The sequence below is a fragment of the Candidatus Pseudomonas phytovorans genome (assembly GCA_029202525.1).
Taxonomy (GTDB): Bacteria; Pseudomonadota; Gammaproteobacteria; order Pseudomonadales; family Pseudomonadaceae; genus Aquipseudomonas; species Aquipseudomonas phytovorans.
Map to the genome: position 1 here is coordinate 896,411 of CP119325.1, position 13,418 is coordinate 909,828.

11 protein-coding genes are annotated in these 13,418 nt (G+C 61.8%); all 11 read right to left on the reverse strand.

Translation table 11 applies throughout. From position 1 onward, the window contains the following. Positions 1–28: 28 nt before the first annotated feature. Entirely contained in the window at positions 29–1,735 is a 1,707-nt protein-coding gene (locus tag P0Y58_03945) for a thiamine pyrophosphate-binding protein (GenBank protein ID WEK31357.1), read from the reverse strand. Next, entirely contained in the window at positions 1,732–3,054 is a 1,323-nt protein-coding gene (locus tag P0Y58_03950; protein ID WEK31358.1) for a hypothetical protein, read from the reverse strand. The genes P0Y58_03945 and P0Y58_03950 overlap by 4 nt, the downstream gene beginning before the upstream one ends. 2 nt (positions 3,055–3,056) lie before the next feature. Further along, entirely contained in the window at positions 3,057–4,310 is a 1,254-nt protein-coding gene (locus P0Y58_03955; protein ID WEK31359.1) for a prephenate dehydrogenase/arogenate dehydrogenase family protein, read from the reverse strand. After that, positions 4,307–5,767, reverse strand: coding sequence for an aminodeoxychorismate synthase component I (gene pabB / locus P0Y58_03960; GenBank protein ID WEK31360.1), 1,461 nt, complete (start codon positions 5,765–5,767; stop codon positions 4,307–4,309). Before pabB ends, P0Y58_03955 begins: the two co-directional genes overlap by 4 nt. Positions 5,768–5,795: 28 nt before the next feature. Beyond that, positions 5,796–6,389 carry an aminodeoxychorismate/anthranilate synthase component II gene (locus tag P0Y58_03965; GenBank protein ID WEK31361.1) on the reverse strand — a complete coding sequence of 198 codons (594 nt, stop codon included), beginning with the start codon at positions 6,387–6,389 and terminating at the stop codon, positions 5,796–5,798. 16 nt (positions 6,390–6,405) lie between these two features. Next, entirely contained in the window at positions 6,406–7,344 is a 939-nt protein-coding gene (locus P0Y58_03970; protein ID WEK31362.1) for a diiron oxygenase, read from the reverse strand. 50 nt (positions 7,345–7,394) lie between these two features. Further along, on the reverse strand, positions 7,395–7,943 hold the full coding sequence (locus tag P0Y58_03975) for an acyl-homoserine-lactone synthase (GenBank protein WEK31363.1): 549 nt from the start codon (positions 7,941–7,943) through the stop codon (positions 7,395–7,397). A gap of 221 nt (positions 7,944–8,164) precedes the next feature. Next, positions 8,165–8,875, reverse strand: coding sequence for an autoinducer binding domain-containing protein (locus P0Y58_03980; GenBank protein WEK31364.1), 711 nt, complete (start codon positions 8,873–8,875; stop codon positions 8,165–8,167). 319 nt (positions 8,876–9,194) lie between these two features. Then, positions 9,195–10,892 (reverse strand): choline dehydrogenase, encoded by a 1,698-nt coding sequence (betA, locus tag P0Y58_03985; GenBank protein ID WEK31365.1) that lies wholly within the window; start codon positions 10,890–10,892, stop codon positions 9,195–9,197. Positions 10,893–10,970: 78 nt separating this feature from the next. Continuing rightward, a complete protein-coding gene (betB, locus tag P0Y58_03990) occupies positions 10,971–12,443 on the reverse strand; it encodes a betaine-aldehyde dehydrogenase (protein ID WEK31366.1) in 1,473 nt (490 codons plus the stop codon). A gap of 39 nt (positions 12,444–12,482) precedes the next feature. Further along, entirely contained in the window at positions 12,483–13,139 is a 657-nt protein-coding gene (gene betI / locus P0Y58_03995; GenBank protein WEK31367.1) for a transcriptional regulator BetI, read from the reverse strand. Positions 13,140–13,418 lie beyond the last annotated feature (279 nt).

Here is a 13,418-nt window from a genome sequence, read left to right on the forward strand (position 1 = left end):
CGACTCCATTGTGTGGGGGCACGGTTGCTCAGGCCTTGGGCAGGTGCTGCTGTTTCTGCACTGCATCGAAGAAACGCTCGCAGAGATACGAGCGGGCATCGGGGGCAACCCGTGCATCGATCAGTACCGGACGGTCTATCGCCAAGGCTTCGGCAAGCTGTTCGCGCAGTTGCTCCGACGTGTGTGCGGTGAACCCCTGCACTTTGTGGAAACGTGCGATGTCGATGAACTCCAGGTCTGGCTGTTCGGTCAGTGGACGGTCCTGGGGCTTGCCTGACAGCGAGGTCCAGCGCCGGTTGTTGAGGATCACGACAATGGGACTGGTCCCGAAACGGGCGGCATGCATCAGCTCGTTGCCGGTCATGTGGAATGCGCCATCGCCCACCAGCACCAGCGGGCGCTTGCCGCTTGCCAATTGGTAGCCAATGGCTCCCGGTACGGCCAGGCCCATGCTCATGTACAGCGATGAGGCCAGCACATCGCGCGGGAACATGCCCAGCGACATGAAGAAGGCGTCACCGCAGTCGGCAATCAGGTCAAGGTCGGGATGCGCGCCGAACACCCGGTTCAGTTCGTCGATGATTTCGTAGGGGGTCAGGGGTGAGTCCGCAGCGAGCAGCTGTTCTGACGCGCACGGCTGGATGAAGGCGGCCTGGCTCGCTTCCAGTGGCACCAGGGCCTGGCCATGCCGGCGTGCCGAAGGGGCAAGGCCAAGCAGCGCGCGCAGGAAGGCTTCTGTGCTCAGTTCATAGCGCTGCCGGCCTACCATCACCACGCCGTCATTGGCGTGGATCAGCCGGCCACCGGCAATCTGGCTGGCGATACCCATGTTGACGTCCGAGTTGGGTTCCCCAAGAAGCATCAGCACGTCACAGTTGTCGACCAGCGTCTGGGTGAGACGCGATGGTGATGCCGGTCCGGCATAGATGCCCCGGTAGTTGGCATGCGCGGTGGGCATGCCGCCCCGCGACATGGGTGTTTCGACCCAGGGCAGGCCGAGCTTCTCGCACAGTGCCAGGGCTTCGGCACCAAGGTGCCCGCGCTTGACGTCGAGGCCAGGCACCAGTACTGGCTGACGGGCCTGGTCGAGCAGCTTCAGCGCCTGCTCGGCAGCACTCAATGCGTGCTGGTCGAACAGTGCCGGTTGGCGCCCAAGCGGTGCGCGCCGTGGGGTATGGCGCACTTTCTGCAGGAACAGGTCGCGGGGTATTTCGACATACACCGGTCGCGACTCATGCAGGGCGATGGCAATGGCCTCGCGCAACTGGTCCTGGGCTTGATGCGGGTCCTCAATGCACGCCTGGTGCACCGTGACTTCCTTCATCATGCGTAACTGGGTGCCATGGTCGACGATAGTGTGGTGAGCAAACATCGAGCCTTGGCGTTCCTTGTGCCCGGGCGAGCCGGATATCACCACCAGCGGCAGGCGCTCTACGTAAGCCTGGGCAATGCCGTTGATGGCATTGAGCGCCCCCACGCCATAGGTGAAACACACGGCGCCGGGTGCCTGACCACCGAGGGCATAGCCCAGGGCGGTAAGGGTGGTGCTGTACTCGTGGGACATGGTGCGCAGAGTGAGGCCGGGTGTACCCAGCATCTCCCGCGACAGTTGCATGGTGAAGTCACCAGGAATGCAAAACAGGTCGCTGATCTGGCTTTCTACCAGCACATGGCCCACGAGCTGCCCCAGGGTCATTTCCCTGGACGCGGTGAAAAGCCGGGTCAGTACGTTCATCGCTGGATCCCTCGCTCGATCAGATGGCGACGCGCCTCGTCGATCTGTCCGTCGAAGGAATACGCCAGTGGCGACAGCGGGAAGCCAGCCAGCAGCTCCTTGACCCTGGTGGCAACGCGCGCAGGCTCGGTGCGCTTGAAGTAAAGGTCGGCCACGAGCCCGGCCACTTGACGGAAATCGTCCCCACGCATACCGCGACGGGTCATGGCCTGCACGCCCAGGCGGATGCCGTGAACACCTGGTTTGCCAGGGATTTCGATGTTGGTCGAGCGGATGCCGCCGGCATGCAGGCTGTCGACGCACATGGCCAGCGCTTGTTGCAGGGTGCCAACGGTAAAATGCACTTGATGGGTTTCGGTGAAACCGAACGACTCGCCAGAAACCTCCAGGCCCAGGTCGTGCAGTTGGTGAGCCAAGGCCTTGGCGTTTTTCACCATCTGTTGGGCGTAGTCCATGCCAAATACTTCCATTTCCTTGAAGGCCGCCCACATCGATGGCAGCAGTTCGGCGTGGCAGTTGCTCTGCAAGTGCGGGCAGACCCACATCGAGGTGTCGACCAGCAGCGGGTGCTGTGCGGATTTGAAGGCGATATAGCCCTTTTGCGGCCCAGGGATTGTCTTGTGGGTATTGCCATGCACGACGTCAGCACCGCAGGCCAGCGGCGAGTCGAATACGCCGCCCAGGATCAGGCCGCCGTCGTGGCTCATGTCGTAGGTCAACGTGCAGGATTCGGGCAGCACGGCGCGAATCTCAGCCAGCGGTTGCCAGCGCAGTTTGAAAGATTGGTCGAGGATGACGATGCGGATGTGCGGGTTACGGCGCACCATCTCATCAAGCCTGGCGACATCGACCAGCAGGCTGCGCGGGTTGACCGGCAAGTGGAAGATCTCGATACCCATCTTGCTCGCCAGCTGCTCAAGTGCGAAGTGGCCACCGTCGCGATGAGCGAAGTGGACGAAACCTTCGCCTGGCTTGCAGGCTGCCAGCATCAGCGCCTGCTCGGCGGGAGATCCGCCGTTGGGCCGCCAGTCGAAGGCCTGCGCCCCGAGCATGCGTCGGGCCAGGCCACGCAGGTCGTCGGCAATCTCGTTCATCTGCCCGGGCTCGGGGAAGTGCCACTCTCCTAGCGGTACCGGGAAGGGGAAGGAGCAGTGGTAGAACGCCCCGGCGGTGCTGCCGGAGGTCAGGCGTACCAGTTCGCTGGGATAGTTCTCGTTGGCGGTCAGGCTAAGGGTGTCCTGGCGGTACTGGTAGTCCTGGTCGAGGGTCTGGGCCAACCATTCGATAATTGGGCCAGCGGTGTGCTTATCCTGGTTCATGTTCAGCGGACTCCTGTCTGTGAAAACACTTCCGGTGTGACGGCACGCAGTGCCTGGCGAGGGCCGCCGATAACGTCGTATTCGAGTTGGCAGGACTGTTCGATGATGGCGTGATAAAGCTGCTTGATCAGTTCTGCCGGGACATTGAGCGTGCGCCCGCGCGCAGTGCAGCGGCTGAGCACCTGCCTGACCCGTTCTGGCTGCATCACCGGGGTATTGCTGCCCTTCTTGCTGTCGGCCACCTCGCGGATGATGTCCAGCCGCTGTGCGACAAGGTCGATCAGCTGATCGTCGATACGGTCGATGCGTTCGCGATGGCTGCCTAAGGCAGCGCTGCCGCCTTCGGTCCCCGGTGTTTGTGCCTGAACCACTTCGAACAACTGCCTGCAGCTTGCCGCCAGTTGTGGTTGGGCATGTTCCAGGTGGTTGCGCAGGCTGGCCATGGCGGCCAGGAACTCGATGTGGGAGTCGTTGCGGGCGTGCCCATCAAGGCGTTGCAACTGGGCGAATGCTTGCTCGCGTGCAGCTGCCGACGCCGGGTTGCCGGCCTGGATCTCCCAGTACACGTCCGGGTGGTTGGTCATCATGCGGGCTAGCAGGCAGAGCATGACCTTGAACGGTGGGGGGGCCAGTTCGATCAGTTGCGCAAGCGGCACACCGCTGCTGGCCAAGGTGTGGCCAAAGGCAAGGACCATGGAGTGACCGACGGTTTGCAACAGGGCCATGGCCTGGTCGTGCTGCTGCGCTGTCAGCGTAAACAGGCGCATGCCGCGGCTTACCAGGCGTTCGCGCAGGTCGTCGAATGCTGCGTCGGCTTGGTAAGGCACGACCACCACCGGTCGCCCCTCGGGGGCCAGGTCGCCAGAGAACATCGGGTTGAGCCCGGCCACCGGCTGCGGCAGCGACACATCGCGGACCAGCGTGGCGAAGGCACTTTTGATAGACAGTGTCTCGACCAGCAAGCAGTCCAGCGCCAGATGCGGCACCAAGGCGGGGAGCGCTTTGAGCAATACCTGTTCCGAAAGCGCCAGCACCAGCAGGTGCGCTGTTGCCAGGTGTTGGCACAGGGACGTGGAGGGTGCACAGATATCGCCCTGCATTGCCTCATAGCCCTGTGGTGACGGCACAGGTTCCAGGTCGACGCCCAGTACCTTCAGGCCGGTGGCATTCAGTTGCTCGCAGAGCATGCGCCCGATCGAGCCGGCGGCCCCGACGACGATCGCTAACCTCTCATTCGGGCAAGTGTCGGTAGTCATGCGCACACCTCGTCAAGCAGGGCGATTGCCTCTACCACGCCGCTGGCCTTGACCACGGTCTCGACGTATTCGCTTTCCGGGTCGGACAGTGCCGTGATGGCCCCGCCAACACCGAAACGGGCGCGAGCGTCATGCACAGCGACGCTGCGGATAAGGATGCTCAGGTCGCAGGCTCCGCCCAACGAAAGCCATCCCAGAGAGCCCGAATAGGTGCCCCGGGCGCCTTGTTCGAGTTCGCCGATGATCTGCATGGTGCGTTTTTTGGGCGCGCCGGTCATCGAGCCGCCGGGGAAGCTGGCCTTGATGCAGTCGATTGCCTGCATACCAGGTTTCAGTTGGCCCTGAATGGTCGAGACCAACTGGTGAGCGTGAGAGTAGCTTTCCACCACGAACAGCCCCGGCACTTTCACCGTGCCGATCTGGCACACCCTGCCGAGGTCGTTGCGCAGCAGGTCGACGATCATCAGGTTCTCGGCCAGGTCCTTTTCGTCCTGGCGCAGGTCGTCGAGTTGGCGTTGGTCTTCCCGGGCATCGTCGCTGCGTGGTCGGGTGCCCTTGATCGGCTTGGCTTCGGCCAGGCCATCACGGTCCACCTTGAGGAAGCGCTCGGGGGACGAACTGGCCATCTCGAAACCGGGGATGGCGTAATAGGCCGCGTGCGGCGCCGGGCTGAGTTCGCGCATGATGCGATAGAGGGCATAGGCGCTATGCTCGAACGGCAACTCCACCAGGTTGGTCAGGCAGACTTCATAGGTTTCGCCATCGACGATCTGGCGCTGAGCTTCAAGGATCTTGTCGATGTAGGCTGATTTTGCATGGCGGGCGTTGGCATGGGCAGCGATCCACTGCTCGACCTGGTCCAGGGACATGCGCCGGGGTCGCCTGGCCAAAGGTTGGGCAGCAGGCATTGCCTGCAGGCGCTTGCCGGCTAGTTCAAGCCAACTGCTGGCACCTGGCAGATCATATTCATCCTTGACCAGGTGCAACAGGTAGCTGCGGTTTTCCTGATGGTCGATCACCAGCATGCGGGTGGCGAGCATGAAGCACGCATCCGGGGCAGGTGATGTCCAGACCGGGTCGGCCAGGGTAGCCACCTTCAGTTCGTAGCCCAGTACCCCGACATAACCCAGGTTGAAGTCGAATGGCAGTTGTTCGGGACAGGGGGTGTGCTGGGCAAGCATGCGCTCACCGAACCACGCGAGAAAGTCCTCGGCGGGTTCGTGCAGGGTACCCTCCAAGCGTCTTATCTCGACGCTGGCGCTGTCCTGCTTGTAGCGCAGTACCTCGGCCCAGCGACCTTGCGAATCGCCCATGAAGGTAAAGCGGGAGAACCCCGGGATCACCACACTGCTCTCCAGCAGGAAGCGGGCCGGGGACTGGGCGAACTCTTGCTCGAAGGCCGCCAGGGTGTCGGGCACATGGTCAAAGGCCCGGAATTCGACACGGTTGTCGCTCATCAGGAATCTCCGGAAAGGCTGGCGAGGGCTAGCGGCACAGGCCGGCATGGTGCTGGTGCGCGAGGTCGCGGAAGTTGCCAAGCATTTGCAGGCCCGCCTCGGTGCAGATGGATTCGGGGTGGAACTGGATACCGTGCAGTGGCCTGTCCTTGTGGCGGATGCCATGGATCATCCCGGACTGGTCCCAGGCGCTGACGACGAACGGCGATTTGACCTGACGCACCATCAGCGAGTGGTAGCGCACTACGGTCAGGTCGGCAGGTAGCCCGGCAAACACGCCCTGCCCGTCATGGCTGATGCGGCTCAGGCGCCCGTGCATCGGTTCGGGGGCGTGGACTACGTCCATCCCGTGCAGGTGGGCCATGCACTGGTGCCCCAGGCACACACCCAGCACCGGCACGCGGGCATCGCGGATGACATCCTCGCTGAGGCCGATGTCTGCCTTGCGCGCTGGAGTGCCCGGGCCGGGCGAAATGATGATGGCGGCGTAACGGTCCAGGTCGATGTCGGCGGGTGACACGTCGTTGGTGAAGACATCAGGCTCTTCGCCGCAGACTTGGCCCATGAACTGGAAAAGGTTGTAGGTAAACGAATCGAAGTTGTCGACGATCAGGGTTTTCACGGCCGTTGTCCTCCACTCAGGCGCTGGCGTAGTCACGGTCGGCAAAGGCTTCCCTGACCTGTGGCAGGTCGAGGATGCCCATCTGTCGCAGCAGCCGGTACAAGCGCTGGAGGATCGATTTCTTCATGCGCGCGTGGTCGGCGTGGAAGGTCGGGTCGGATTCGTGGATCACCTGTTCGGCCTGTTCTGGTGTCAGGCCACAATGGGCCAGCATGCGGCGTTCGAATCGTCGCTCGGGGTCGAGGTCCAGGAAGTCATCGAGGTAGGCGGGCAGCATGAGGCCGAAGCGCTCACGGGTGCTTTCCGGCAGAGTAGGCCAGCGCTTTTTCATCACGTCGGCGAAGAACCGCGAATGGCGCCCTTCATCACGAACGTGGTCGACCATCAGGGTGGTGAAGGACTTGCTCAGCGCGCGCTCACGGCCAAGGTTGGCCACTTCGTCGGTCAGCACATTCTCGGCGATGGTCACGGCCAGCAGCTGGAACTCGGTGCGCAGCGTTTCGGGCAATTGCGCGTAGGCGCGGGCGGTCGCATCCAGCTTCTGGTTTGTCTGCGGCACTTCGATAGCCTCGATACCGCTTTTTTCATTCATCTGCGTGAGGTAATCCAGCGCCACGTGGGCATGGTATCCCTCGTCGATGATTACAGTGAGGGCCTGGAGTTTTTCTACGTTGCCAATGCCGGGGAATTTATCGTGCAGCATGTCCAGGCAGCACTGGATAATAAACTTGGTTTCCAGTAATCCGACGTTGTACAGGAATTGATAGGCGGCCTGGGTCAACAGGTAGTTCTTGATGCCCTTCCCGTGCGCTTGAATAGTCGGGTGTTCACACATGGCGCAGCGCGAAACAGGGTAGATCAGTTGTTCACCGTCATAATCAGGGACGATAATTCGCGGCGTACTACGCACCGTCGCTTTCGCGTACCAATGATCATTGATCAGGTCGAGGCTCATGTTATTTTCCAGTCAGGTGAAGTGGGAACAAATGGCGAAGCGTTCGCCGATCAGTTCACAGTGATCCAGGAGGCATACAAGGGTTGGCCGTATTTGCTGCATACCTGGCCAGCGCGCGAGGCATCTATGCCTACCTTGCGCAGCAGGCGCTCAATGCCCAGCGGCGACACCGTTATCAACTTGCGCGCCCCGTGCTCCGCGGCACAGCGCAATGTCGCCTGCATCAGCGCAATAGCATTGGGCGAAGAGATCTGCCGCTCGGCGCGGCACGGCGAAGCGCCGGCTGCGGCGAATCGCGACAGCTCCCAGACCTGCTCGCTGGCTGGCAGCGGCTGGCCGGCCATCAGTTCGGGAAACACTTCGCTTAGCAAATAAGGGGTGGCAGTACTCAATAGACGCGCCACACCGACCACTTGTTTCTGGTTGTCCCGGGCAAGGATATAAACGGTATCTTCCCGGTCGAACTGATCGAACTCTGAGTCTTCTTCACAATCCAGTTCCCATCCCAATTGGCGGACAAAGACCTGATATCGATAATGCGCCATGGCCGAGCGCATACTGGCGTCCAGTGTTTCCAACGTACCCGTGATGAATTCCATTTCTTTTGCTCCGCGAACATTCGTTGGCGGAGCTATTAGATACAACAGTTACTGAATGTGTAACCTACCAAAAACAGTAGGGTGCGCTTCACATCACTGTCATGTTTACGGTTTGCCAAGGGTGTTCGGCTCTGTACGAAAAGCCTTGATACTCGGTGATGCTGCGTTGAGCGCCTACAGTACAGCGCAATCCATTTGTGATCAGGCTTTTCGTACAGTGCCTAGAACAACAGCCCGAGCATGGCTGCGCGCACTACTGCGGCGGTCTTGTTGGCGGTCTTGAGCTTGCGCACGGCGTTTTTGATGTGGAAGTCGATGGTGTTTTTGGACAGTGTCAGCAGGTCGGCAATTTCACTGGCTGACTTGCCATCTGCTGTCCACTTGAGCACTTCGCGCTCCCGCTCGGTCAATTCGGGGGCCTCGGCACTCCTGTGCCGGCGGTTGAGGATCGAGCTGAGTGAAGCGTGGGCGGTGCTGGCCAGCCAGCGCAGCTTGTCGCCGTTATGGTGCAGCTCGCGCTCGCTGATGGCTTCGCTGCGGGCCACGGTGAACATCGCACAGCTGCCGCCGGTGTTGAGCATCGACTGCGACAGCCCATTGTGCAGACCGTGCCCGCGGGCTTCCTCCCACAGTTCAGGGGTTTTTGCGTACAGCTGGTCACTCCAGAGTATGGGCCGCTCCGACTGGCGGCCGAGCAGAATGGTGGGGTCGCTTTCAAGGTACCTGGCCTTGCTGTAGCGCTCCTGCCACGAGGCTGAGTAGTTGTTCAGCATGATCGCCTTGGGGCTCGATAGCGGGTACGGCACCTGCAGGCCATAGGCGCAGTAGTTGAAATCCAGCGCGAGGCTGGCCTCCATGATTAACGCGAAAATAACGTTCTCATCGCCAGCACGTTCCAGTGCATGCAACAGCTCGATTTGCCAACAGTCCATGTTTGTTCTCGTCTTGTAAGGGATGCCACTGGGGCTACGCTGGCCTCCTGGCTTGCGCAGAATATGGCATTCTGAAATTAGGATCCAAATTTATGACGGATGTTTCATCGGTGCCGAAAACCCGACGAGGTGACTGGCAGCGAGCGTGATTGTTGCCGGGAGGCAATTGGGGAATGGCCCGGATGGGGCGCTGGAGAAGGGGAGAAGAGCGTGTAGAGGTGGCGCATGGCGGCACCTGAGGGGCAGGTGCCTGGCCAGCCTGTCAGCTGGTGAGGTTGGCCGGCGTCAAGCCGGCCAACCTTGGCGAAAGGGCAAGGAATTAGCCTTGTTTCACTTCGCGCATAGGCTTGCCTTTCACCGGCGCGCCGTTGGCCACGTAGTACTTGGCAGTGCTGCGCGCCAAAGGCTTGCGGTTGCGGATCTTGTCCGAGATTTTCTCGGCGATCATGATCGTGGTGGCGTTGAGGTTGCCCGTGATGATGATCGGCATGATCGACGCATCGACCACACGCAGGCCCTTCATGCCGTGCACGCGGCCTTCGCCATCGACCACGGCCATGTCGTCGGTGCCCATCTTGCACGAGCAGGACGGGTGGAAGGCGGTTTCGGCGTGCTCGCGGATGAACTTGTCCAGCTGTTCATCGGTTTGCACGTCGGCGCCCGGGCTGATTTCGCGACCACGGTAGGGGTCCAGCGCCGGCTGGGCCATGATTTCGCGGGTCAGACGGATGCCGTCGCGGAACTCCTGCCAGTCCTGTTCGGTCGCCATGTAGTTGAACAGGATGCTCGGGTGCTGGCGCGGGTTCTTCGACTTGGCCTGGATACGGCCACGGCTTGGCGAGCGCATCGAGCCCATGTGGGCCTGGAAACCGTGTTCCTTCACGCCGTTGGAACCGTTGTAGTTAATCGCTACCGGCAGGAAGTGGTACTGAATGTTCGGCCACTCGAATTCAGGGCGGGTACGGATGAAACCGCCTGCCTCGAACTGGTTGCTGGCGCCGATGCCGGTGCCCTTGAACATCCACTCGGCACCGATGGCCGGCTGGTTCCACCACTGCAGCGAAGGGTACAGCGACACCGGCTGGGTGCAGGCGTACTGCAGGTACAGTTCCAGGTGGTCCTGCAGGTTCTCGCCCACGCCCGGCAGGTCGTGCACAACCGGGATGTCGAGGCTTTCGAGCAGGGCGCGCGGGCCGACGCCGGAGCGTTGCAGCAGCTGCGGCGATGCGATGGCGCCGGAGCTGACGATCACTTCCTTGCGGGCGCGGGCTTCAACGCGCTCTTCACTGTCGCCGACCAGGTAGGTCACGCCAACGGCGCGCTTGCCGTCGAACAGCACGCGGTCGCTGAGGGCGTGGGTGACGATGGTCAGGTTCGGGCGCTTCTTGGCCTGGTCCAGGTAGCCACGGGCGGTGCTGGAGCGGCGGCCGTTCTTGGTGACCGAACGGTCCATCGGGCCGAAGCCCTCCTGCTGGTAGCCGTTGAGGTCTTCGGTGCGCGGGTAACCGGCTTGCACGCCGGCGTCGACCATGGCGTGGAACAGCGGGTTGTTGCCAGCCTTTGGCGTGGCAACGCTGACCGGGCCTTCGCCACCGTGGTAGTCGTTCGGGCCGATGTCGCGGGTTTCGGCTTTACGGAAGTACGGCAGGCAGTCGAGGTAGGTCCAGTCTGCGAGGCCTGGCAGTTCTGCCCAGCCGTCGAAGTCCATGGCGTTGCCGCGGATGTAGCACATGCCGTTGATCAGCGAAGAGCCACCCAGGCCCTTGCCACGGCCACATTCCATGCGGCGGCCGTCCATGTGCGGCTCCGGGTCGGTCTCGTAGGCCCAGTTGTAGCGGCGGCCCTGCAGCGGGAAGGCCAGGGCGGCTGGCATCTGGGTGCGGAAGTCGAAGCGGTAGTCGGGGCCACCGGCTTCCAGCAGCAGGACGCTGACGCCTGCGTCTTCGGTCAGGCGGGTCGCCAGGGTGTTACCGGCCGAGCCGGCACCAACGATGATGTAATCGAATTCTTGGGACATGAAAGTACCCTCGTGTTGGCGGTGATCAGGGAGCGGGAACGCCCGTGCGCAGTGGCACGGGCGGGGCTGGACAAGGCCTTAGAAGACCGAGTTGTAGCCGCCCAGCTCGACCTGGACCGACTTGATGCGAGTGTATTGAGCCAGCGAGCTGACGCCGTTTTCACGGCCGACGCCCGACTGCTTGTAGCCGCCAACCGGCATTTCGGCTGGCGATTCACCCCAGGCGTTGATCCAGCAGATACCGGCTTCCAGCTTGTGGATGATGCGGTGGGCGCGGGTGATGTCGTTGGTGCACACGCCAGCGGCCAGGCCGTATTCGGTGTCGTTGGCGCGGCGGATCACTTCTTCTTCGGTCTCGTAGGACAGAATGCTCATGACCGGGCCGAAGATCTCTTCCTTGACGATGGTCATGTCGTCGCTGCAGTCGGTGAACACGGTCGGGGCCACGAAGGCGCCCTTGGCGAAATCACCTTCGGTCAGGCGCTCGCCGCCGCACAGTACGCGGGCGCCTTCTTCTTTACCCTTGGCGATGTAGCCCAGCACGTTTTCCATGTGGGCGAAGCTGACCAGCGGGCCGAAGTTGGTGTTCTCGTCTTCCGGGTTGCCAACACGGATGCGGGCAACGCGCTCGGCGATCTTGGCTTCGAAGGCGGCCTTCATTTCAGCCGGGATGAACACGCGGGTGCCGTTGGTGCACACCTGGCCCGAGCTGTAGAAGTTGGCCATCATGGCGATGTCGGCGGCCTTGTCCAGGTCGGCGTCGGCGCAGATGATCAGTGGCGACTTGCCGCCCAGTTCCATGGTGACTTCCTTCAGCGAGGAACTGGAGGCGCTGGCCATGACTTTCTTGCCGGTGGTGGTACCGCCGGTGAAGGAAACTTTTTCAATGCGCGGGTGCTCGGTCAGCCAAGTGCCGACTTCGCGGCCACTGCCGGTCAGAACGTTGAACACGCCATTTGGCAGGCCGGCTTCGGTGTAGATCTCGGCCAGTTTCAGGGTGGTCAGCGAAGTGACTTCCGATGGTTTGAAGATCATCGCGTTGCCGGCGGCCAGGGCCGGGGCCGATTTCCACAGGGCGATCTGGATCGGGTAGTTCCAGGCGCCGATACCTGCGGTCACACCCAGTGGCTCGCGGCGGGTGTAGACGAAGGACGATTCACGCAGCGGAATCTGCTCGCCTTCGATGGCCGGTACCAGGCCAGCGTAGTACTCCAGCACGTCGGCGCCGGTAACGATGTCGACGTAGCGGGTTTCGGAGTACGACTTGCCGGTGTCCAGGGTTTCCAGCTGGGCCAGCTCATCGTTGCGCTCGCGCAGGATGTCGACGGCGCGGCGCAGGATGCGCGAGCGCTGCATGGCGGTCATCGCAGCCCAGACTTTCTGGCCACGCTCGGCGCTTTGCACAGCCTTCTCGACGTCAGCCTCGGTGGCACGCTGTACGTGGGCGAGGACTTCGCCGGTGGCCGGGTTGATGGCTTCGAAGGTGGCATCGCTGCCAGCGTCGACGTAAGCGCCATCAATGTAGAGTTTTTGCGTTCCGAAACGGGCCATAGTGTCCTCGCAAGTGCAGTGTGTGGTTTGGCTTGCGCGTCACGCTCCTGCCGGGTTGGCAAGGGCCGTGCGTGCTTGTTCAGCGGCCTGGTCGTTGGTGCTCAGGGTGTGCTGTTTAGCCAGTTGTAGATCCATGTATTCGTAAGCAATCCGTATCGCCTGGTCAGTGTCGAATGCATCACCCGACAGGGCACCACGCAGCCACAAGCCGTCGATCAGGGCCGCCAGGCCGCGGGCTGCCTTGCGCGCATGGTAAAGCGGCAATACGCGGCGGAACTGGCAGCACAGGTTGGAATACAAGCGGTGGTCGTTGATCCGCTGCAACCTGTGCAAATCGGGCTGGTGCATGCTGGAAGCCCAGAAGGCCAACCAGGTTTTCATTGCCGGGCCGTTCACCTGGCTGGCATCGAAGTTGCCCTCGATGATCACTTTCAGGTGAGCGCGCGGGCTGTCGTCCGTCAGGGCCTGGCGGCGTGCTCTGACACCTTCGTTGAGCATGCTCATGATGTAACCCATCGTCGCTGCGATCAGGCCATTCTTGTCCCGAAAGTAGTGACTGATGATGCCGTTCGACACACCGGCCAAACGGGCAATCAGCGCAATGCTGGCGTCCCCCAGACCGACCTGATCGACCGCCTGCAACGTGGCTTCGATCAACTGCTGGCGGCGGATGGGTTGCATACCGACCTTGGGCATCTTGCTATCTCCTCAGGCCTGCGAGCAGACGACGGGCGGCTGACTCGGCGAAGGCCAGTCTATTTTGTTTTGATTGAACGTTCAATCAATAAAGAATAAGCTCTGCGACAATTTGTTCCATTGACAGTTTTCAAGGCTGTCGAGAAGGCACGAATTGACACCCCAGGAAATCGTGTAACCCCCGGAATACAAGGCGTTGACGGGCATGAGCGATGCGAAATGCAGATTCTGCCGTGCGGCCCCAGGCCCTGCGACAGGCCCTTGGAGCGGGCGGGGTGA